Source organism: Nitrospirota bacterium, from assembly GCA_030684575.1.
Classification (GTDB): Bacteria; Nitrospirota; Nitrospiria; order Nitrospirales; family Nitrospiraceae; genus Palsa-1315.
Window position 1 is genome coordinate 30,722 of the sequence record JAUXVD010000008.1, and the last position, 21,671, is coordinate 52,392.

The 21,671-nt window shown below is 57.5% G+C and carries 23 protein-coding genes; 19 read left to right on the forward strand and 4 right to left on the reverse strand.

What is annotated here, in order from left to right; genetic code table 11:
- Positions 1-57: 57 nt before the first annotated feature.
- Positions 58-1,386, reverse strand: a complete 1,329-nt coding sequence (locus Q8N00_03245; protein ID MDP2381800.1) for a hypothetical protein — start codon at positions 1,384-1,386, stop codon at positions 58-60.
- Between the two features lie 197 nt (positions 1,387-1,583).
- Between Q8N00_03245 and Q8N00_03250 the strand changes: the two genes are divergently transcribed.
- From Q8N00_03250 to Q8N00_03265, 4 genes are all read left to right on the forward strand, one after another.
- Entirely contained in the window at positions 1,584-2,666 is a 1,083-nt protein-coding gene (locus Q8N00_03250) for a HEAT repeat domain-containing protein (GenBank protein MDP2381801.1), read from the forward strand.
- Positions 2,667-2,779: 113 nt separating this feature from the next.
- Positions 2,780-3,880 carry a HEAT repeat domain-containing protein gene (locus Q8N00_03255; GenBank protein MDP2381802.1) on the forward strand — a complete coding sequence of 367 codons (1,101 nt, stop codon included), beginning with the start codon at positions 2,780-2,782 and terminating at the stop codon, positions 3,878-3,880.
- Positions 3,873-4,637 (forward strand): HEAT repeat domain-containing protein, encoded by a 765-nt coding sequence (locus tag Q8N00_03260; GenBank protein ID MDP2381803.1) that lies wholly within the window; start codon positions 3,873-3,875, stop codon positions 4,635-4,637. The genes Q8N00_03255 and Q8N00_03260 overlap by 8 nt, the downstream gene beginning before the upstream one ends.
- 29 nt (positions 4,638-4,666) lie before the next feature.
- The gene (locus Q8N00_03265; protein ID MDP2381804.1) at positions 4,667-5,377 is read left to right on the forward strand and encodes a HEAT repeat domain-containing protein; all 711 of its coding nucleotides are present in this window, start codon (positions 4,667-4,669) and stop codon (positions 5,375-5,377) included.
- Positions 5,378-5,385: 8 nt separating this feature from the next.
- Here the strand turns inward: Q8N00_03265 and Q8N00_03270 are convergent, their stop codons facing one another.
- The gene (locus Q8N00_03270; GenBank protein MDP2381805.1) at positions 5,386-6,711 is read right to left on the reverse strand and encodes a UDP-glucose/GDP-mannose dehydrogenase family protein; all 1,326 of its coding nucleotides are present in this window, start codon (positions 6,709-6,711) and stop codon (positions 5,386-5,388) included.
- A gap of 176 nt (positions 6,712-6,887) precedes the next feature.
- Between Q8N00_03270 and Q8N00_03275 the strand changes: the two genes are divergently transcribed.
- The 3 genes from Q8N00_03275 to Q8N00_03285 all read left to right on the forward strand — a co-directional run bounded on the left by Q8N00_03275 (position 6,888) and on the right by Q8N00_03285 (position 9,675).
- The gene (locus Q8N00_03275) at positions 6,888-7,298 is read left to right on the forward strand and encodes a CBS domain-containing protein (GenBank protein ID MDP2381806.1); all 411 of its coding nucleotides are present in this window, start codon (positions 6,888-6,890) and stop codon (positions 7,296-7,298) included.
- A gap of 61 nt (positions 7,299-7,359) precedes the next feature.
- Positions 7,360-8,931, forward strand: a complete 1,572-nt coding sequence (locus Q8N00_03280) for a fused MFS/spermidine synthase (protein ID MDP2381807.1) — start codon at positions 7,360-7,362, stop codon at positions 8,929-8,931.
- A gap of 264 nt (positions 8,932-9,195) precedes the next feature.
- A complete protein-coding gene (locus tag Q8N00_03285) occupies positions 9,196-9,675 on the forward strand; it encodes a hypothetical protein (protein ID MDP2381808.1) in 480 nt (159 codons plus the stop codon).
- A gap of 99 nt (positions 9,676-9,774) precedes the next feature.
- Here the strand turns inward: Q8N00_03285 and Q8N00_03290 are convergent, their stop codons facing one another.
- Both Q8N00_03290 and Q8N00_03295 read right to left on the reverse strand, forming a co-directional pair.
- Positions 9,775-10,107 (reverse strand): hypothetical protein, encoded by a 333-nt coding sequence (locus Q8N00_03290; protein ID MDP2381809.1) that lies wholly within the window; start codon positions 10,105-10,107, stop codon positions 9,775-9,777.
- Between the two features lie 208 nt (positions 10,108-10,315).
- Positions 10,316-10,663, reverse strand: coding sequence for a 4Fe-4S dicluster domain-containing protein (locus tag Q8N00_03295; GenBank protein MDP2381810.1), 348 nt, complete (start codon positions 10,661-10,663; stop codon positions 10,316-10,318).
- A 211-nt stretch (positions 10,664-10,874) separates the two neighbouring features.
- Between Q8N00_03295 and Q8N00_03300 the strand changes: the two genes are divergently transcribed.
- The 12 genes from Q8N00_03300 to pnp all read left to right on the forward strand — a co-directional run bounded on the left by Q8N00_03300 (position 10,875) and on the right by pnp (position 21,666).
- Complete coding sequence (locus Q8N00_03300; protein ID MDP2381811.1) at positions 10,875-11,369, forward strand: DUF192 domain-containing protein; 495 nt, start codon at positions 10,875-10,877, stop codon at positions 11,367-11,369.
- Positions 11,370-11,415: 46 nt separating this feature from the next.
- Positions 11,416-11,736 carry a Rieske 2Fe-2S domain-containing protein gene (locus Q8N00_03305; GenBank protein ID MDP2381812.1) on the forward strand — a complete coding sequence of 107 codons (321 nt, stop codon included), beginning with the start codon at positions 11,416-11,418 and terminating at the stop codon, positions 11,734-11,736.
- A 56-nt stretch (positions 11,737-11,792) separates the two neighbouring features.
- A complete protein-coding gene (locus Q8N00_03310) occupies positions 11,793-12,143 on the forward strand; it encodes a protease inhibitor I42 family protein (protein MDP2381813.1) in 351 nt (116 codons plus the stop codon).
- Between the two features lie 2 nt (positions 12,144-12,145).
- A complete protein-coding gene (gene dat / locus Q8N00_03315; GenBank protein MDP2381814.1) occupies positions 12,146-12,985 on the forward strand; it encodes a D-amino-acid transaminase in 840 nt (279 codons plus the stop codon).
- Positions 12,986-13,068: 83 nt separating this feature from the next.
- Positions 13,069-13,581, forward strand: a complete 513-nt coding sequence (rimP, locus tag Q8N00_03320; protein ID MDP2381815.1) for a ribosome maturation factor RimP — start codon at positions 13,069-13,071, stop codon at positions 13,579-13,581.
- Positions 13,582-13,665: 84 nt separating this feature from the next.
- Positions 13,666-14,829: a transcription termination factor NusA gene (gene nusA, locus Q8N00_03325; protein MDP2381816.1), complete on the forward strand. Its 1,164-nt coding sequence runs from the start codon at positions 13,666-13,668 to the stop codon at positions 14,827-14,829.
- 23 nt (positions 14,830-14,852) lie between these two features.
- Positions 14,853-17,390 carry a translation initiation factor IF-2 gene (infB, locus tag Q8N00_03330; GenBank protein ID MDP2381817.1) on the forward strand — a complete coding sequence of 846 codons (2,538 nt, stop codon included), beginning with the start codon at positions 14,853-14,855 and terminating at the stop codon, positions 17,388-17,390.
- A gap of 16 nt (positions 17,391-17,406) precedes the next feature.
- On the forward strand, positions 17,407-17,694 hold the full coding sequence (locus Q8N00_03335) for a DUF503 domain-containing protein (protein ID MDP2381818.1): 288 nt from the start codon (positions 17,407-17,409) through the stop codon (positions 17,692-17,694).
- A gap of 26 nt (positions 17,695-17,720) precedes the next feature.
- The gene (gene rbfA / locus Q8N00_03340) at positions 17,721-18,116 is read left to right on the forward strand and encodes a 30S ribosome-binding factor RbfA (protein MDP2381819.1); all 396 of its coding nucleotides are present in this window, start codon (positions 17,721-17,723) and stop codon (positions 18,114-18,116) included.
- Positions 18,117-18,129: 13 nt separating this feature from the next.
- Positions 18,130-19,086, forward strand: a complete 957-nt coding sequence (gene truB, locus Q8N00_03345; protein ID MDP2381820.1) for a tRNA pseudouridine(55) synthase TruB — start codon at positions 18,130-18,132, stop codon at positions 19,084-19,086.
- A gap of 44 nt (positions 19,087-19,130) precedes the next feature.
- The gene (gene rpsO, locus Q8N00_03350; protein MDP2381821.1) at positions 19,131-19,400 is read left to right on the forward strand and encodes a 30S ribosomal protein S15; all 270 of its coding nucleotides are present in this window, start codon (positions 19,131-19,133) and stop codon (positions 19,398-19,400) included.
- Positions 19,401-19,548: 148 nt separating this feature from the next.
- Positions 19,549-21,666 (forward strand): polyribonucleotide nucleotidyltransferase, encoded by a 2,118-nt coding sequence (gene pnp, locus Q8N00_03355; protein ID MDP2381822.1) that lies wholly within the window; start codon positions 19,549-19,551, stop codon positions 21,664-21,666.
- Positions 21,667-21,671 lie beyond the last annotated feature (5 nt).

The following is a 21,671-nucleotide window of genomic DNA, read 5'->3' on the forward strand; positions in this document are numbered from 1 at the left end:
CCGGACAGTGTGACCCATCCGGCGACGTGGCTCAAAGGCCAGGAACAATCGTTCAGACTATTTTTGTTTCTTCTTCGGAAGTGCCCCACCCTGGATAATAGAGCCCAGAGGGATTTGCAAAATCGTCCGGGACTCACCTGTTGTCCGGATCCCGATGCCGTGCGTATCGGCGGTTTCTTTTCCATCCTTCATATTCGTGATGGCGGCCTGTCCTTTATAGTGCCCGACCTTCCCGTCCGCGTCGACGTGGATCACGCCCACTCCTGGAATCGTGCCTTTGGCATTGTTCACCGTCTTGTCATTGCCCGTGAGGGGAGCCGGTCCACGGAGGCCTACGAACACATATTGGCCGTCCGGGGAGACGTCCATGAGATCAGGCGCCGGATCTTTGTTGGCATCGGTCGTCAGATCTACCGAGCCGACGCTGAGATGACTCAAGGTATCGATAATCTCCACGTTGTTACCAGCCCGGTCTGCGCTCCAGAGATAACGGCCTACCGCGGCCATTCCATGTGAATCTGCAAAGTGCTGGTCCCGCTGCGAGATCCGTTTCGCCGACACCGACTTCGGGAGATTCGACAGGTCGAGGGCATAGACATCGTAGGAGAGCGGAGCGATGGGCCAGCCGCCGCCTGAGTTGATGTACATCGTGTCATCGATTTGCACGCCCCCGCAGCCGGCGGGATGGATCTGATTGTTGTCCAGAGTGGCCACGACGTTCATCGGTGTCACTGTGACGTCGACCACCAGCAGACCGCCGCCACGGAGCGTGACGAAGGCATACTTGCTCGACGCTTCTGTGATGGGGCAAATCGGGGAGGCGTCAGGCCGCTCACCGCCTTCGAGGGCGGCGAGATTTAGCGCGTCTTTCTCAGGGTCGAACGAGAAGGTGTGCGCGGCGTAGTCGGTCCAAATCCGGATAAACTTCTTTTCTGCGATGTTGGCCGCGATCACCATCTTCTGATCCGGCGTCGGCCAGGCGGCATGGACGTTCTTGCCCATCGACAGACAGGCTTCAGGTTTTTTAGTGGCCGCGTCCATGATCAAGACCTGCCCGCTGAGAAACGAAATAATGACATGGGCCTGATCTTCGGTGAAAAACAGCATGTGCGGCCGGCGAACGGCTTTCTTCGTGGCCTCCTCGCAGAATTTGTTGATGTCGCCTGCGACATCGATCGTGGTTGTCGGTTTGGTTGTCGTGGGGTTTGCCGCCAGAGCGGCTCCGTCATAGATGTAAATGAAACCCCCGCTTTCTTTTGCGGTATCCGACTGGTCGGTCAGCCAGACTTCGTAGGCCTCTGCTGAGGTACCGAGAGCCGTCACGAAGATGATGAGTAGAATCGTCAGGACAGCACATGTCCCGAGCTGTGGTCTCCACGTAGTCATGAGGGCCTCCATTTCAAAATAAGGATATGCCTGTGGGGCGAGATATTGAGCATGGCGAAGATATCGTAGGCGTCGGTCGATGCGCTGTCAATTATCGTCGCCGCCTGTCCTGAACGGGCATCAGCGCCGGTCTCTGTGCGTTGACCCTGTGAAAATGGCTATGTTAGGCTCATCGATCCCGGACCAGGAGATTCTGCATGGCAGATGCGGTAGCTGAACAGATCGCGGCGCTGAAGGACGAGGACTGGGCGATTCGCGAAGAAGCCGCCACGATGCTTGGCACGTTTCGGGATCCGAGGGCGGTCGCGCCGCTGGTCTCCGTCCTTCGTGACGGCGATCGCGCGGTGCGCGATGCGGCGATCGGCGCGCTCTTAGCCATTGGAGAACCGGCGGTCACGACGCTCGGCGCCTGCCTCTCCGATCCGGTGCTCACGGTTCAGGAATTGGCCTCGTCGGTGTTGGCCACTATTGCCGATGTGCGGGTGCTGGCACCGCTCGTCAAGGCACTCAAGAGTCCCGACTGGATTGTGCGGATGCATGCGGCCAAGGCGTTGGGTCGAATTAAAGATTCGGGAGCGGTCTCGCCGTTGGTGCCGTTGTTACAAGATAAAGTGAAAGCCGTCCGCGCGGAGACGTCGACCGCTCTTGCGGCGATCGGCGAGGCGGCGCTCGCATCGTTACTGGCCGCGCTGACCCATACAGACTGGCTGGTGCGGTTGCATGCGGTAGAAGCCTTGGGGAAAACCAAGTCTCCGGAGGCGGTGGCCCCTCTGTTGTCGGTGTTGTTCAACGATCAGGACAGGGCGGTTCGCGAGGACGCAGTCCGTGCGTTGGGTCAGATCGGCGATGCGCGCGCCGTAGAGTTTCTCGTGACGGCGATGCAGACACCTGGCCTGCGCCCGTTAGCGGTTGAGGCATTGGGCCGGATCGGCGATCGTAGTGCCGTGCCGGTGTTGATCGCCGTGCTTGAACGAGTCGACCAACCGGAAATCTCGCGTCCTATCGAGGGCTGCAGCGATCAGTGGGAGGAAGAGCGATTCACGTTAGGAGAGGTGGTTCGGGCGTTGGGTGCGATCCGGGACGAAGCGGCAATCCCGTCTCTGATGAAGGCGCTTCGGTATACGGTGACCCGAGCGGAAGCGGCCGATGCGCTGACTCGATTCGGCTCTGCCGTGATTGCGCCGTTGCTGGCGGTACTGGCCCGTGAGTCGGATGATAATGTTCGATACCATGTCAAAGATACGTTAGCCAAAGTCGGCTGGCGCGCCGGACGTGTGTAAGAAAAGGCGAGGGGCGCAAGGCTAGAGGCGAAAGATCTGTAAGCTCGAGGGTTGTCGGCAAAGACTTCCCCCTGCCTCTCACCGTTGGCTTCGTGCCTGTTTCGAAAGAAATTATGTCTAAAGAAACGATTGAAACGCTGGTCTCCGAGCTCACCCATGAAGAGGATTGGCGTCGGATGCGCGCGACCGCGGCCTGTTTGTCGGGCGGACCTCGTGCGGTGCAGGCCTTGGTGCAGGTACTGGAGACCGGTTCGCCTGCGCTGAAAGCTGAAGCGGCGGCCATGCTGGCGCGCGTGAACGATCCTTTGTGTGGTGTACCCTTGGTCGGCTTGCTCCGGGATGAGGATGAGGCAGTCCGCAAGGCCGGCGCCTCAGCGTTAGAACATATGGCGGGGGTGTTGGACGTGACGACTGCGTCGGCGTTGACCTCGTTGCTCTATGAGTCGAAGGATGATGGGATTCGCGTGGCGGCTTCGCATTTGCTGGGGATGATTCCGAATGCGATCGCCCCACTCAGCGAGATGCTGACCCATCCGGATCCGGAAGCGCAGATCATGGCGGCGAAGATGCTGGAGCATCTGCTCGATCCCCGCTCATCGGATGCCTTTATCACGGCCATGGGGCAGCCGGCTATTCGCGACATCGCGGTGCGGACGCTCAAGAAGTTGACGGCCATTCGTGAGCGCATCAACGAGGTCTTCGACGCGCTGCGCGAGGTTGAGGAACTGAGTGAACGGGAAGAGGCTCGCATGAGCACCGTGATCAATCTCCTGGCGATCGGGCGCCCCAGTGTGGAGATTTTGATCGAGTATCTGGAGGATGACGATTGGGTCATCCGTGAAGCCGCCGCTGATCTGTTAGGCAAGATCGGCGATGTGCGGGCCGTTGAGCCGTTGATGGAGCGGTTGCGGATCGATAAGGATACGGGAGTCAAAGAGCTGGCGATGAAATCGTTGGGCTTGATCGGCGATGCCAGGCCTGCCCAACTCTATATCGAGGCCATTCCCATTCGGCCCCTCCGGGTTTTTGCCATGGAAGCCTTGGCCAAAGTGAAGGATGTGGAGGTGTTGCGGCCATACAAGGAACTGTTCGATCGGTTGAGGACAGACCGGGACGGCCTCGTCGCATACAATTCCGGCTTGATTGCCGATAAACTGGAAGCGCTCGACGGGACGCCTGTCGAGAGTCAGGGAGGGCAGGACGACGATGAGTGACGAGATGCAGGCAGAACGGATTGAGCAGCTGATCGGGGCCCTTCGGGACGACAATGAAGCGCTCCGCAATCATGCGATCGCCAGTTTGAGTCAGGTGGGTGAGGATGCGGTGGGGCCGTTGATCGGGCTCATGGCAGACGAAGATGTCCTGATTCGGGAGGCGGCGACCAGCGCCATTGTGCGAATCGGCCCCTCGGTCGTTGATCCATTAATCGAAGCATTGACGGACGATGAATGGGCGATTCGTGAACAGGCTGCCGCGGGATTAGGGAAGCTGAAGGATCCCAGGGGGATCGATCCCCTCGTGAAGGCGCTCAAGGACAAAGATGGCGCGGTGCGGACCGCCGCCGTGTGGGCGCTGGAGCGTATCGGCGATGCGCGGGCTGTGCCTGGATTGATCGAGGCGCTCACGGACAACACGGTGCGTGAGGATGTGGCGCGTGTGCTGAAGAAGATCGGCGATGCGCGGGCCGTCGATGCCTTGATCGAGGGGCTGCTGGGCAACAATTGGATGGTGCGGCGCCATGCGGCCGAAGCGCTGGGCAAGATCGGCGATGCCCGCGGAGCCGGTCCGTTGATCGAATCGCTCAAGGATGAAGATTGGCTCGTACGGCGGAATGCGGCGGAGTCGCTCGCGCGGCTTGGGGCGAAGCAGGCGATCGACCCCTTGCTTCCGCTGCTCGAAGATGAGAATACGATGGTGCAGGAGACGGTAGAAGGGGTATTGGCAAGTCTCGGATGGAAAGCGAAGCCGTAATCTTTATTTCGACGTAAAGGATACACATCATGGCGGATGAAGCTCCTCCAAAGCTTATTCAGATCGGTCCCAAGGGCGGCGTGAAGAAAGACGGATTCAATCTCGTCACGGAACGAGTCGTCGCGGTGAACCTCGAAGCGAAGCAGCTCGAAGTCGAACTGTTGGCCTACGACGGGAAGACGGTTGTGTTGGATGTGGATGACGAAGCGCTTGAAGATCTCAAGAAGCTCAAGGTGGGAGATGGCGCCACGATTCGCGTCGTCGAAGAAGGCGGGAAGCGGGTCGCCAAGAGCTTCCGGATTCGTGCGAAGGATCCCAATGCGGCGCGCGCCGATGCGATGTTGTTGGATCTGAAAGACAGTCATTGGCTCAATCGAAAGTATGCAGCGGAAGTGCTGGGCGAGCTCAAGGAAGTTCGCGCGGTGCGGCCGTTGGTTGAGGCGTTGGCGGATGAAGTGGGCGATGTCCGGCAGCGTGCCTACGATTCCTTGATCAAGATCGGCGGACCGGCCGTGTCATCCCTCGTGCCGTTGCTGGTTTCTGAAGAGGATGAGGTCAGGCAATCCGTGACGGAAATCATTCGCAAGATCGGAAAGCCTGCCGTCGAGCCGTTGGCCACGGCGCTTGCCGAGGCCGACGACCGTTTGAAAACGAGGGTGATGAAGGTGTTGGACCGGATGGGCTACAAGCCCAAGGTCAAAGAGGAAGCCAAGGAAGCTGAAGCGCCGCGGCTCACGTAACGCGTCGGTTACGTGGACTGAGAAGGAGTCTTCGTTGGTCTCCCGACAGAGATGTGGCGGAAGCCAAATCCCGCGACGCGGTCCGGTTCATAGACATTCCGTAAGTCGAAGAATATGGGCTGACGTAAGAGGGCTTTCAGTCTGTCGAAGTCGAGCGTTCGGAACTGGTTCCATTCGGTCATGAGGATCAGGGCATCCGCCCCCTCTGCCGTGTCATAGGCGTCTTTACAGGGAACGAGGCCCGAAACAATCTGACAGGCTTCTTCCAGCCCGGCAGGATCGTAGGCGCGAACGGTCGCGCCCTGTTTCATCAGCTCCTGCGCAATGGCCAGGGCCGGCGCATCCCGTAAGTCGTTGGTGTTGGGCTTGAACGACAGGCCCAACATCGCGAAGGTCTTTCCCTTGAGCTGCCCCATCTCCTTCAGAATCTTTGCAATCATCCGGCCCCGTTGCTGCTCGTTGACGAGGGCGGCGGCTCCGGCGATTTGCATGGGATAGCCGGCTCGCTCTCCCGTCTGCACTAAGGCGGCCAAATCTTTGGGGAAGCAGGACCCCCCGAACCCCGGTCCTGCATGGAGAAACTTCGATCCAATCCGGTTGTCGAGCCCCATCCCTTTCGCCACCATCTGTACGTCGGCGCCCACTTTTTCGCAGACCGTCGCAATTTCATTGATGAACGAAATCTTAGTGGCCAGGAAGGCGTTGGAGGCATATTTGATCATTTCGGCCGTGGGGATGTCGGTGACGACGAAGGGCGTTTCGATGAGGTAGAGCGGACGATAGAGGTCTTTCATGATCGCTATCGCCTGCTCGCTGTCTGCGCCGATGACGATCCGGTTCGGCCGCATGAAGTCTTCGATCGCAGACCCTTCACGAAGAAATTCCGGGTTGGAGACGATATCGAAACGGAATTTGCCCGATTGATTGGCGTTGATAACTTCACGTAGTTTTGCGCCTGTTCCCACCGGGACGGTCGACTTGGTGACGATCACCTTGTACCCGGTCATGGTTCTGGCGATGCCACGGCCGACTTCTTCAACGTACGAGAGGTCGGCTGATCCGTCTGCTCGTGGCGGGGTTCCGACCGCAATGAAAATGACGAGCGCCTTGTCGACGGCTTTGGCCACGTCGGTGGTAAAGGTGATTCGGCCCTCTCGAATGCCTTTGGCAACGAGCTCCGTGATCCCTGGTTCGTAGAAGGGCACATCGCCTTTTTCAAGTCTCGCGATCCGTTTGGCGTCGGTGTCCATGCAGGTCACGCTCACGCCGAATTCAGAAAAACAGGCTCCTGTGACCAATCCGACATAGCCGGTTCCGATGACACTGATATGCATGGGTCCCTATCCTCCTAGTAAGCAAGTACGATCTGGCCGAGTATAGCAACGGTATCGAGGGTGAGCAACGAGTTATGGATTGTCCTGTTCGCCGGATAAGCAGCTTGAACCGCTCGTTGACAGCTGCACGAGGGCTGAGTACTATTTGCTCCCTTCATTTGGACGGATTCTCGCGTATGGAAATTCAAAGCAGCCCTATTCAGCGGCCACTCGCCGTGATGATGTGCAGGACCCTCAGCACGATCGGTCAGGACGCAACATTGTTGGAGGCGGCCAAGCTGATGCGCGATGCAAAGGTTGGCGCATTATTAGTAGTCGAGGGCGGTCACTATAGCGGCCTCGTGAGCGAATCAGATTTGGTTCGCAAGGGGGTAGCCGAGTCCCGTTCGGCACAAGAGACGTTAGTCCGTGACGTTATGAGCAGTCCGTTGTTATCGATAGACAGTGCGAGCTCAGCCCATGAGGCGAGCGAAAAAATGGCCGAATGTGGTATTCGGCATCTGGCCGTTTCTGACGATGGCGAGATTGTCGGGGTTATCTCTGTTCGCGACCTCTTACGGTACTTCAAAAATTGGGGCGGCCTATGATCGGTTTGAACCGTCTGTGTGTATCGGTGGATTGTTGTTCTACCCGGTGTGATGTTTCTGTATGAGCCCCGTCAACCGGTCGGTTCATACGCCTCGGTGGTTTCTTCTGGTGACGGCGCTGGTGACCGGCGCGGTGGTCATGGCGCTCGAAATCTTGGGAAGCCGACTCTTAGCTCCCGTGTTCGGAAACTCCCTCTTCGTCTGGGGTGCATTGATCGGAGTCATTCTTGCCGCCATGAGTGGCGGGTATGCCTTTGGCGGCTGGGTCTCCGACCGGTATCCTGGCGCGCAGGTCCTGGCAGGGCTGCTGTTGTTTTCGGGATCCTGGACCTTTCTGATCGCCTGGCTTGGTCAGCCGGTGCTCTTTGCGGTAGCGAAAGCGATTGAGGACCCCCGGTGGGGCCCCTGTGTCGCCGCGGCGCTGCTCCTCGGTCCGCCAGCCTTTGGCCTGAGCGGCGTCTTGCCGGCTATGTTGCGGTTGGCCGTATTAGACCTCGAGTATTTCGGCCGGCATACCGGCCGGATGATCGCGCTCTCGACCATGGGGAGTTTGGCTGGAACCTGGGGGACGGCCTTTTTCTTTCTCTCCTGGATTGGCAGCCAGGCGCTTGTGGCGTGGCTCGGGGCTATTCAAGTGGGGCTGGGCCTCTGGTGGTTGGTCCGTGGGACAACAGCACGGCCGGTCGTGATCGGCCTCATCATTCTGTGCATCGGAGGCTTGGGAGCCGGTGCCTTGTCTCCAATCCAGAAGCTGAAGGCGCCGGTCTATCAGGAAGACAGCCCCTACCAGCAAGTACGAATCCGCGACGACGATCTCTTTCGCTATCTCGTCCTGGACCGGACCTTCCATGCGGTCATGTGGAGGGCGGATCCGGTCGCGCTATTTCTTCCCTATAGTCAATTGATGGTTGCGTCGCTGGCCTTGGTGCCTGAGCCGAAACGAGGGTTGATCCTTGGCCATGGAGGAGGGTCGCTGGCGAAGTGGGTCGCCCACCGGTGGCCTGAACTCGAGTTGGATGTGGTCGAGTTCGATCCGGTGGTCGTTCGCATGGCCGAAGAGTATTTTGCCTATCAGCCGCCTCCTCAGCATCACGTCCATGCCCGTGACGCCCGGGTCTTTCTCAATTCCACGGAGCGGACCTACGACTTTATCTGGGTTGATGCGTTCGCCAGACATATGATTCCGTTTCACCTGACCACTGTGGAATTCTTTGCGGAGTTGCGGGCCCACCTGTCGCCGAATGGCGTTCTCGCAGTGAATTTGGCCTCGTCGGGCGAGGGAGGAGACCTGTTGCGGGCTAATGCAGTTGTGCAGACGATGAGAGGGTCGTTTCCCCACGTCGAGTCTTTTGCGGTCAAGGGGCCATGGAAATCCGCTCAGACGAAATCGGAGAATTTGATTTTCTTTGCTGGTACTCCGCTCGCGCAGCACCAGCTCTCTGTCACGACGGACAAGGTCAATGCATTGGTCGAACAACAGCGCCTCCCGGTCGAAGCGATTGCTTTGTTGAGTACCCATCGTACGGAACCCTGGGAGGCAGGTGTTGTGTTAACCGACAACTATGCGCCCTATGATCTTTTGATGGGATCTACGGTTCAAGGGGTACAGCCTGAGGCAGTGATCACGCACTAAGCCATTGAAGTCATTGGGACTTGTCTAGATTATGAACGGCTATTCTGGATGGCGGCCATTTGAAAAATTACAGATTAACCTTCTTGCTTCCGTTTTCGTTGCTGTGCTATAAGGTTGCCTCTTGAAGAGCGGGAAATCTGGCAGAACATAAATAAGTGTTACTCGTAGAGAAGTAGTAGTCAGCATGGTGTAGGCTACCAGGTCGTGGCGGTAGTTATTTACCAACCTAATCACATCTCTTCTTCTTTCTTAAGGAGGTAGGTCATGGGCAAGACGATGTTAGGGGTCTTCTTCGGCCTCGTGATGGTCATGGCTGGAGCATCTTCAGCATTTGCGCTCCAGGCAGGCGGAGTCGAAATCGGAGATTTGGAGACTGGCTCAGTCGTAGGGCAGTCGTTCAAAGAACTGGATATGGATGCGCATCTGTATGCGGTCGAGATCGGAAACTTAAAGACGTGGTACCCGCCCATCACGATCATTGATTTCAAAGTTCGGCCAGGTCGTCCCGTCCTGCTCGTGGTCACGAACAATTCGACTGCCGAGCATGGATTTCAGCTTACCGATGCAGTCAATTCAGATACGCCAACGGTCATGAAGGCGCAAGTCGTCTTGAAGCCTGGCGAGACCAAGTACATCGGGATTCCAACCAGCGATATGTTCTATGCGACGCAGGGGAATACCTTGACCTACCGTTGTCACTTGCACCCGGCCCATGTTGGTGGCAAGATTTTGATGATCAAGTAGTCGTTTTTGGTAGAAGTGTTTGACCACCGCCCTCTTTGCGATACCGCAAAGAGGGCGGTGGTTTTTTTATGCAAAGGACTCTGAATTCAAGAGCGACAATTACACATCTTCTTCGGCTCGGCAGTCAGCGCCAGGCTCGATCGGAATGTTCTGGACCCCTCTGAGCTCTCCCGCCACGATCAGCAGCAGGAAATGGCGTAATGTCGGCTCCGCTTCTCGCCTCTCACTGACGATGGTGTGCATGTCCACAACCATTTCATCTCCGTCCCATTGTGTCCCATTGATTACCCAATAGTGGCTGGCTGCATCGGGGAATTGCCGAACCACAAACGATTCGATAATGGTCCCCAGGTCAGCGGTACTGGCCTGCGTCAACGTTGGCATGGTGAGGATTCCGCAGAGCGCACTCATGACGATCCATTGATATCGCATGGGGCACCTCCTTGCGCGGGGGCGAACAAACGCTGGTGGCTCCATCAAGAGAAAAGAGCCGGATGAGCATTCAATACGTTACGAATAATCTTACGCCTGACAGGGAGTAAGAATCTATAAGGGGGTCGTTGTAGCGGTGACTGTAGAAACAGGAAAGCCCTGCTTCTCATGGAAAAGCAGGGCCCTCTTGTTGACAGATGAATGAGGACTAGTTGCGCACGCCACTCCAGATTTTGGCAGGATCAATGGCCTTATCAGGATTGAGCGTCTTGGCTTTATCAAGAAGGACTTCCGTCGTTTCCGGATAGAGTGGATCGGCGATACAGCAGTTATCAACCGGGCAGACAGCGGCGCACTGGGGCTCGTCGAAGTGTCCGACGCACTCGGTGCAACGGTCGTGCGTTATGATATAAATACTATCGCCGACTCCCTGGCCGTCGCCCACATGATTGCCCTTTGCTTCCGCGTCGCTGCGAGTTTCAAAAATCGCCTCGTTCGGACATTCGGGCAAGCAGGCCCCACAGGAGATACATTCATCAGTAATCAGCAGCGCCATGACCCTCGCCTCCTTCTCACTACAATAGAGACACACACGGTTGACAAGTCCGCCCCGCCACGACATAGTGCGTGCCGCGACGTGAAGGCCATTCTAGTCTGTCGCTCTTTTCCAAGTCAACAGAACGGCACCTGCTCAGAAGGCCTAGCCGCCCTAGATGAATGGGCCTTTGGGCCCACTGACTCATGACGAGTCGCGAGATGAAATAGCCATGGCCACCATGTCGATCAGCGAGCGCGAGCAGAAAAAGAAGCGCATCATCACGCTCGTTCTCATGGCGATTTTCTTGATGAGCGCGTCATTCTTTTTCATCGATCGGAAAGACGAGACGATCATTATCGTGTCGTTTCCGAACGGTCATGTGCTGGAGACGGAAGTCGCGGACACACCGGAGAAGCTGCTCTTCGGTCTTGCCTTTCGAGAGACGTTGCCAGCGAATAGCGGAATGCTTTATATCTTCGAGTCGACCGGACAAAACCATATTTGGACAAAGGCTTATCGGTTTCCAGTGGACATCATATGGGTTGATGAGAGTCATCACATCGTGGGGCTCAAGGAAGATGTCGCTCCTTGTGGGGAAGATGAGTGCCCCAAGTTTAGTTCCTCTCCGGAAGTGGTCCGCTACGCGATTCAAGCAGAGGCAGGCTTCATCAAGCGCGAAGGGGTTACCGTGGGACAGGAGTTGAAATATACACTTCGGATGTAAGGCGCACGAGGGTGGTGCGAAGCATGAAGAGAGGAGTCGGTGTGGCATGTTAGAAGGGTTTCAGTCCGTTGCTCAGGTTGAAGAGCTCCCGCCCGGGCAGGCAAAGGTCGTGACGGTGAACAAGCGCGAGATTGCGCTCTTCAATATTGATGGGGCCTATTTTGCGATCCATAATTTGTGTCCCCATGAGGGCGGTCCCTTGTGTGAAGGGCGGGTCAAGGGCTTTGTCGTGGCCTGTCCCTGGCACGATCTGGCATTCGACGTTCGAAATGGACAAGGGACGGATGGCGGGGGATATTGTGTGGGAAGTTATGACGTGCGGATAGAAGGCGCGGAGATTTGCGTCGGACCCAGGCGGAAACCATAATACGTTATGATCAGGCGAATGATAAGGCGCGGGTTGCCGCGTACGTGACGATGAGTATGACCTCCAGTTCCGACCATGATGGTCTCAAATCCTCAGATGGGGTAAAGGTAATTGAGACGACTCTTGAGCGTCCCCTCCAGATTCGTCTCTGGGAGGATAGGACGCGAGGGGAACTCTGGGTCCCGACCTATGATTCGGCGGGGCTGGCCCTGTTGGCTGACGACTACCAGCGCATCGCGGGAAACAATGCGGTCGATAATGGACAGCGGACGTTCGAGTTTAAGGTGATGAAGCCGGGAACTCATCGGGTGTTGTTTGAAAAACGCATGGGGTGGAAGTTTACGGCTGAAGACCGGCGGGTCTTCGAGGTGACGGCTCCCGATTCTTCGTCTCGGAGGAGTGCGTAGCCGTGCCGGATGTCGCGTTCGTCAATGGATTGTTTGTGCCGTTGGCCGAAGCCAAGATCTCGATCGACGATCGAGGCGTTCAGTTCGGCGACGGCGTCTACGAAGTGATCCGCACCTACAAGGGGCGTCCATTCGCACTCGAGGCCCATTGGGCTCGACTCGAGCGTAGTGCTGCGGCGCTTGATTTGACGCAGCCCTATTCTCGTGCCGACTGGACAAGCCATGTCTTGGAAGGAATTAAACGGGCGACCTATCCTGAAGCCAAAATCTACATTCAGCTGAGCAGGGGCGCCGCTCCCCGTGATCATGTCTATCCGGCGCACGTGGCGCCCACGGTTGTCATGACGGTTCGCGAATTCCACCCTCTCGACAAGTCGGTGCCGGCCGACGGTGTGGAGGCCATGACGATCGAGGACATTCGATGGGGGCGCTGCGATATCAAGAGCCTGAATTTGTTAGCGAATGTGCTCGCACGTCAGCAGGCCAAGCAGGCTCATGTGTTCGAGGCCATTTTGGTCAAAGAGGGCTTGGTGACTGAGGGGGCGGTCACCAACGTGATGGTGGTCCGTGGGGGAGCGGTGGTGACGGCTCCGGAAGGGCCGCGCATTTTGTCCGGGGTTACGCGGGCCGTCCTGTTGGAGCTGGCTCGAAATGAGGGTCTGCCGATTCACGAGCGCGGGGTCTCGCAAGCCGAACTGTATAGTGCCGACGAAGTGTTTCTCACCGGAACCACAGTCGAGGTCCTGGCCGTTGTCCGCGTGGATGGACAAATCATTGGGGATGGGCGGCCTGGTCCAATCACGCAACGACTTGCCGCAGGCTTTACGAGGCTGGCCGGCTAGGCTCTTGCTTTGGCATAGGGGGCATGTTATGGTCCCCGCACTGGAAGTGGGCTCGGGCCCACTTTTTTGTTTGATCACTTGCAATGAGCTATTCCAAAGAAGCAGGGCGAGGGGTGTCGGTGAAAGAATCCCGACCAGTCGTCGATCGCATCAGCGAAGTGGTGTCGCCCATCCTGTGGGCCTTGGGTCTAGAATTAGTCGACGTCGTCTGTGTCGGGCAAGGTACGCGGTCAGTCGTTCGCGTATACATCGATAAGGTGGGCGGCATCACGGTAGAAGATTGTGGGCGTGCACATCTCGAGATCAGTCCGGCCTTGGATGTGGCTGATCCGTTTCCCCATACTTATACGCTGGAAGTCTCCTCACCTGGTCTGGATCGGGCCTTCAGGCGGGCTCAGGATTATCGCCGGGCAGTGGGCAAAGAGGTGAGCGTCAAGCTCAAACAGCCGATCGACGGACAATGGCGTGTGGTCGGACTGTTGACGGAAGTGAGTGAGCAGGGCATTACGGTCGTGGTGAGCGATGCGCGCCCTGAGCGGACAGTCATTCTTGAGTTCGACTCGATTGCTGAAGCGCGACGCGTCGTCACGTTTTAGGGGTACGGGAGTCGATTACCGAGGTATGAGCATATCGCTGCTTTTAGGAGGGTGGCTGCAGGGGCAGCTGCCGGAGAGTGAGCTATGAATCGAGAATTGATTTCGGTCATCGACGAACTTGGTCGGTCAAAGGGCATTGAGAAGAGCCGAGTGATTGGGGCGATTGAGGCGGCCCTTCAAATGGCTGCCAAGAAACGGTTCGGGCAGGCTGAGAACATTCAGGTCGAGATAGACTCCAAGACCGGTGAAATCTCCGTCGTGTCGAAGAAGATCATTGTTGACGTGGTCGCCAATCCCAAAACTGAGGTCTCCCTACAGGAAGCACGCCAGTTCGATAGCGAGGCAGAGGTCGGTGACGAGATCGGGTCGGTCATCGAGATGAGCGATTTGGGGCGGATCGCGGCGCAAACTGCCAAGCAAGTGATTTTCCAGAAGGTCCGTGAGGCCGAATGGGAAGCAGTCCAAAAGGAATATTCGACGCGGCAGGGTGATCTGGTCAACGGCATTATTCTCGGGATGGAGCGTCGGAACTACTTGGTGGATTTGGGCAAGACGGAGGCGGTGTTGCCGATTCAGGAGCAGATTCCGCGGGAAACCTATCGCCGTGGCGATCGAGTGAAGGCGATGCTCCTGGAAGTGCGCCGGACGCCAAAGGATGTTCAGGTCATCTTGACGCGGAGTCACCCCCAGTTCGTCTCGAAGTTATTTGAGTTGGAAGTGCCGGAAGTGCTCGAGAAAATCGTGGAGATCAAGTCCATTGTGCGGGAGCCTGGCGATCGAACCAAGATTGCCGTCACGTCTCGCGAGAAAGCAGTCGATCCGGTCGGGGCCTGTGTGGGGATCAAGGGGTCGCGGGTGCAGGCGGTGGTTCGCGAGCTGCGCGGAGAGAAAATAGACATCATTACCTGGACATCGGATCCGCGTGTGTTCATTGCCGAGGCGTTGAATCCGGCGAGTATTGAGAAGGTCGGCGTCGATGAGGAGAAGAAGTCGGCGTTGGTCGTCGTGGCGGATTCTCAGCTGTCGTTAGCGATCGGAAAGAATGGCCAGAACGTGCGATTGGCTGCCCGTCTGACCGGCTGGAAGATCGATATTATCAGCGCGACGGAGTACGAAAAAGAAAAAGCCGAGCGGGATAACGATATCAAGGCGGCATTGGCAGAGGAAACCGAGGCGTTGCATCAGCAACAAGAAGCCAGGGAACAGGAATTACAAGCTCGGGCAGAATCGGAGTCGGATGCCGGGTAAAGAAGAACAGGTGTCAAATCCTCATGCGCGTTTACGAATTGGCTAAGCAGCTCGGGATGGAAAACCGTGAACTCATTCCTGAATTGAAGCGGATGGGTGTCGCCGTCGCTTCGCACAGTAGTGCGTTGGAGGACGACGTGGTGCAGAAAGCGATGGAGAAGCTCGGTTCGAAAGCCAAAACCGCCGCGAAAGCAACAGGCAAAGAAGCCGATGCTGGTCGGGGTAAGGTTGTCGCGGGGGCAAAAACCGGGTCGGCCCAGGCCTCTCCGGCAGTGGAAGATGCTTCTAAGTCCGATAAGCGCCGCATTTTGATTAAGCGCAAGCGGGAGGACGAGCCGTCTACTGAAGTCGTCGCATCCCAGCCCGCAGTTGAAGCGTTCGGCAGCGGTGGAACGACCGCCGATGCTCCTGTCGTCAGTCCTGTGTTGTCCCATCCCATTATTGAGACGCCAATCGCTCCACATCCTGAGTTGACGCCGATGCCGGACCTGACGCCTATTGTGGGAGTCCAGGTCGCTTCACCTCCAGTTATTGCGGTCAAGCCTGCTGCCGTGCCCATCCCAGACCTCACTGTTGGGAAAAAGAAACCCCTCTCGCTCGAAGAGTTACAAGCTGAAGGCTTGAAAGAAAAAGCGAAGAAGGCTCGCAAGCCTGGCCGTACTCGAGAAGAAGAAGAGCTTCGATTGCGTGAGGATGCGGCTCGCTGGCAGGATCTTCGTGCCATTCCGTTGCACCAGCGCCGTGACGACCGTAGTAAGCACGTGCATCACAGCGCGCCAGGGGAAGTGACCAAGCCGCGGCGGAAGGGTTTCAAGTTTACGGCTGGTATGACGGTGAAGGAGTTTGCCGAGCTGATCGGGCAGCGTCCGGCTGATATTATGCGTAAGCTGATGGATATGGGGCAGATGCTCACGTTCAATCAGACGATGAACGTGGATGCGGCCGTCATCATTGCTGAGGAGAACGGAATCAAACTCGATCTCTCGACGGAAAAGGTCGGAGAAGAATTGTTGGAGTCCGTCGTACAGACGGATGAAGACGCTCAGCTCGAATCGCGGCCACCGGTGGTGACGATCATGGGCCATGTCGATCACGGCAAGACGTCGCTGCTCGATGCGATCCGGCAAACAAAAGTGGCGGAAGGTGAGGCCGGTGGGATTACGCAGCATATCGGCGCGTACACCGTCGCGGTTCGTGGAAAGCAGGTGACCTTCCTGGATACGCCTGGTCACGAAGCCTTCACGGCGATGCGCGGTCGTGGCGCAAAGATTACCGATATTGTTATCCTGGTCGTGGCGGCAGACGATGGCGTGATGCCGCAAACGATCGAAGCGATCAATCATGCCAGGGCCGCGTCCGTTCCGATTATTGTGGCCATCAACAAGATCGATAAGCCTGGCGCCAATGCCGATCGTGTGAAGAACGCCTTGTCCGAGCATGGACTGATCTCCGAGTCCTGGGGCGGGGATACGATCATGGTTGAGGTCTCAGCCAAGGAAAAGACCGGTTTGGATACGTTGCTGGAGATGATTCTTCTGCAGTCCGAAGTGCTGGAGCTCAAGGCGGACCCGCATCGGATGGCCAAAGGCGTTGTGGTGGAAGCCAAGCTGGAACGAGGACGTGGCCCTGTGGCAACCGTGCTGGTTCAGAGCGGGACCCTTCGCGTCGGTGATGTGTTCGTCGTCGGAGTATTTAGCGGAAAAGTTCGCGCGTTGATAGCGCACACGGGCGCTAAGGTACAAGCAGCCGGTCCTTCCATCCCTGTCGAAGTGGCCGGGCTTCCTGGTGTGCCCTCGGCAGGCGATGTCTTTCAGGTTGTGAAGGATGAACGGGTTGCGCGTGACATTGCGGAAGATCGAGCGCATAAGCAGCGAACGACAGATTTGTCAGGGTCCGCGAAGGTCACCCTCGACGACTTGTTTGCCAAGATCAAGGAAGGGTCGGTCAAGGAACTGGCGCTTGTGATCAAGTCTGACGTGCAAGGGTCGGCTGAAGCGCTGACCGCCAGTGTCGAAAAACTTGCCACTGCTGCGGTCAAGCTGCGCGTCATTCACAGCGGCGTAGGCGGGATTACAGAGTCCGACGTGTTGCTGGCTGCCGCATCGAACGCCATCGTGATCGGATTCAATGTTAGGCCGGAGCCGAAGGCGTTGGCCCTGGCTGAGCAGCAAGGCGTCGATATCCGCCAATACACGATTATTTACGATGCGATGACCGAGATTAAGGCCGCGATGGAAGGGCTGCTCGAACCGACGCTCAAGGAGCGGATCTTGGGACGGGCCGAGGTACGGCAGGTCTTCACGGTGTCCAAAGCCGGTGTCATTGCCGGGGCCTATGTGGTGGATGGCACGATTTCCCGTGCGGCGGTCGGAGTTCGGGTGCTTCGCGACAATGTTGTGGCCTACGAAGGGAAGCTCGGGTCGTTGCGCCGCTTTAAGGACGATGTCCGTGAAGTGCAGCAAGGCTACGAATGCGGTATCAGCGTCGAGAATTTCAACGACATCAAGGCCGGGGACATCATCGAAGCCTACGCGATCGATAAGATCGCCGCAAAGCTCTAAGGTGTGAGTCTGCCCTGTGGGTATCATTGTCGGACTCTGTACGGTCGAGCTGTTTATCCCAGGAAGTCAGTCGTTGAAGGATAAGCGGCAGGTGCTGTTGAGTCTCAAAGATCGATTGCGTGAGAAGTTCAATCTCTCCGTCGCTGAGGTTGATGGGCAGGATTTGTGGCAGAAGGCCGTATTGGGGTTGGCCTGCGTGGCCAACGAAGGGCGATACGTCAACCAAGTGTGTGACCAAGCGCTGAACCTGATTCGGAGCGTCCCAGCCGTGGAAGTCGTCCAGTCTCGTGTGGAATTGTTGTGACGGCGGCATGCCTGGTGGAGTGCACGGTGGCCAAGACAGGATATCATCGGGCTGATCGTGTGGCCGATCAAATTCGCATGGAAGTGGCCGATATCCTCATGCGGAAGATCAAGGACCCCCGTGTGCAAGCCGTGACCGTGACCGACGTCAAGCTGACGAGCGATCTGCGGATCGCTCGCGTGTTTGTGACGACCATGGGCACGAAAGACGAAGAGCGGAACGTCTTTGTCGGGTTGGAGCAAGCCAGTGGATTTGTGCGCGGTGAGCTAGGGCGCCGACTCTCGCTCCGGTATCTGCCGGAAATCGTCTTCGCCAAGGATGTCAGCGGGCCGAGAGGCGATCGCGTGTTGCAGTTGCTGGAGGAGCTCCACGTCGATACGGAGGCCGAAGGCGGGTCGTCCGAAGAGAAGACGAGTTCGTAGTATCGGGGGCGTGATGATGGATCTCGCGCAGAGCTGTGCCGTGGTCGACGGCGTATTGATCATCAAAAAAGAAACAGGGTGGACCTCGCATGATGTCGTGGCGAAGGTGCGGCATCTTCTCGGCGGAGTGAAAGTCGGTCATGCCGGGACCCTCGATCCTGCCGCAACGGGAGTTTTGCCCGTGCTGATCGGGCGGGGAACCCGCATTGCCGAATATCTGGTTGAGTGGGATAAAGAATATTGTGCCGTGCTTCGACTCGGCGAAACTACCGACACGCAGGATGCGACGGGAACGGTCCTCGTCAGGCAGGCGACGGAACATCTGACATCGGCGGCGATCCATGAAGCGGTCGGTCGATTTCTCGGACCGATCGAGCAAGTTCCTCCGATGTATTCGGCGGTAAAAGTCGCAGGCGTTCCTCTCTATAAGTCCGCTCGCGCGGGCAAAACGATTGCACGGGATGCCCGGACCATTGTCATCCACACCCTTGAGGTGTTGGGGATCGAAGGCCGGGATGTGGCGTTGCGGATCGTCTGCTCCAAAGGGACCTATGTGCGGACGTTGTGTGCCGACATTGGAGCAGCCTTAGGCGTCGGTGGTCACATGTTGGCGTTGGAGCGAACGCGAGTGGGGCCCTTGAGGATCGACCAGGCGCTGACGATCGATGAGGTGGCCACCCGTCATGCTCTCGGACGGTTGGGGGACGATCTGTTATCGCTGGATTTGTCGTTAAATCGGTTTGCGCTGGCGGTGGTGGATGAACAGACGGCTGATCGCGTCCGACATGGCGCTCCAGTGCCTGCGGGAAAAATCCTGCGTTGGGAAGGGGCGGGCGCTAGTGAGCGCCAGTCACACATGCCGGTTCGCATCCATGATAGCGACGGACGTTTGATCGCGATCGGGAAGTGTCCGGCGAATGCGGGAGATGCGCTCAAGGTGGAGAAGGTATTAATCGATCAGGACGTATGAGCGTTCGTTGCGGATGACGGAAAGGAACAGGAAGGAAGGAAACCATGGCATTACTCAAAGAAGCAAAAACTGAGTTGATCAAACAGTATCAGCAGCATGAGACGGATTCCGGCTCACCGGAAGTCCAGATCGCGGTGTTGACCACCCGGATCACCTATTTGACGGAGCATTTCAAGACCCACAAGAAGGATCATCACTCGCGGCGTGGCCTGCTGCTCTTGGTCGGCCGCCGTCGGCGGTTGCTCGACTATCTTCGTGGCGTCAGCGATGCGCGGTATCGTGCAGTGATCGAGCGATTGGGCATCAGGAAATAGTATTCCGTCCCGCTGTCGCGCCAGGAGGCGCAACAGCGGGACCGTAGTCGTCAGTCGCACAGGTGAACACGGACAGAGACTGGAGTGTTCCTCATCGCTCGAGTCCCTCTCTGTGGGCATCTGTGGGGCCTAACCAGAGGAGACTCAGATGGTACACACAGTTGAAATAGAGGTTGCGGGGCGCATCTTGCGACTCGAGACCGGTCGTGTGGCACGACAAGCAGATGGTTCGATTTGGGCTACGTACGGCGACACGGTCGTCTTGGCGACGGCTGTTGCGTCACAGACTGCCAAGCCAGGCATCGATTTTCTCCCCCTCACCGTCGATTATCAGGAAAAATCATTCGCAGCCGGAAAGATTCCCGGCGGGTATTTCAAGCGAGAAGCTCGTCCATCGGAAAAGGCCGTGCTGACCAGCCGGCAGATTGATCGGGGGCTCCGCCCGCTCTTTCCTGAGGGCTATTATTTCGAGACCCAAGTCATTGCGTCAGTTCTTTCGGCCGATCAGACCGGCTCCTCCGACATCCTCGGCATTATCGCCTCCTCTGCTGCCCTGACCGTTTCGAATATTCCGTTCGATAATCCGATCGCGGGCGTGAGGATCGGGCGGCTGGACGGCAAGTTCGTGGTCAACCCTGATCTTGAGACGGTGGCGAAGAGCGAGTTGCACCTCGTAGTGGCGGGGACGGCCGATGCGGTCATGATGGTCGAAGCAGGGGCGAACGAACTGTCCGAAGCCATCATGCTCGAAGCGATCGAACTCGCCCATAGCGAGATCAAGAAGATTGTGGCCAAGATTCGCGAACTGCAAGCCCTTGCCGGCAAGCCCAAGCGAAAGGTGGCGAAGGAGCAGATCGACAGCGCGCTTGCGGCGCAAGTGAAGGCGCTGGTGGCGCAAGGTATCCGTGATGCCATCATGATCCCCAATAAAGCGGCCAGGCAGGAGCGGTTGGACGAGGTCAAGAATGACGCGGTCCAAAAGCTCAAGAGCGCAGACGATCCGAATCGGGAGCGGCACGTCAAGCTGGTGTTCCATGAGTTGGAATATACCGAAGTCCGGAACATGATCCTGGAGAAGGGATCTCGGGCGGATGGACGTGGCCCGGCTGATATCCGTGCGATTACCTGCGAAGTCAGCGCATTGCCCAGGACACATGGCTCGGCGATTTTCACCAGAGGCGAGACCCAAAGTTTAGCCGTGGTCACCTTGGGGACCTCGGACGATGAACAGCGAATCGATGCGTTAGAAGGGGAGTACATGAGGACCTTCATGCTCCATTACAATTTCCCGCCGTTCAGTGTCGGTGAAGCGCGGCCTCTTCGCTCGCCGGGACGCCGGGAAGTGGGTCATGGTGCGTTAGCGGAACGGGCATTGGCCCCGGTCATTCCGAGCAAGGAAGCCTTTCCTTATACGCTTCGTATCGTGTCGGACATCCTCGAATCCAATGGGTCGTCGTCGATGGCGACCGTCTGTGGCGGGAGCCTTGCGTTGATGGATGCCGGCGTGCCGGTCAGCAAAGCCGTGGCCGGGATCGCGATGGGATTGATCAAAGAGGGCGACCGGGTCATGATTCTCTCCGATATTCTCGGGCTCGAGGATCACCTGGGCGATATGGACTTTAAGGTCTGCGGAACCAGGCAGGGCGTCACGGCCCTCCAGATGGATATCAAAATCGGCGGCATTACGTCGGCCTTGATGCAGAAGGCATTGGAGCAGGCAAAAGCCGGACGGTTACACATTTTGGGTTGCATGGAAAAAGCTCTCCAAGCGCCGAGAACCACCCTGTCGGCTTACGCGCCCAGGATCTTCACGATGAAGGTGAAGCAGGACAAGATTCGCGAAATCATCGGGCCGGGCGGCAAGACGATCCGCGGTATCATTGCGGATTGCGGGGTCAAGATCAATGTCGATGACAGTGGAACTGTGACGATCGCGTCGGTCGACGGCGCTTCGGCCGAGAAGGCCAAAGAAATGATCAGCCGGATTACCGAAGAGGTCGAGATCGGAAAGATCTACATGGGCACGGTTCGAAAGATCATGGATTTCGGCGCGTTCGTCGAGGTCCTTCCGGGAACCGATGGGCTGGTGCATATCTCACAGTTGGCACACCATCGGGTCCAAGCGGTATCCGACGAGGTGAAGGAAGGGGATCAAATCTTGGTGAAGGTCATGGAAGTGGACCGTCAAGGGAAGATCCGCCTGAGCCGCAAGGAAGCCATGCCGGCTCCGGCTGGGGCCGCTACGCCTGATCCATCAGCCGGGTAACTGCC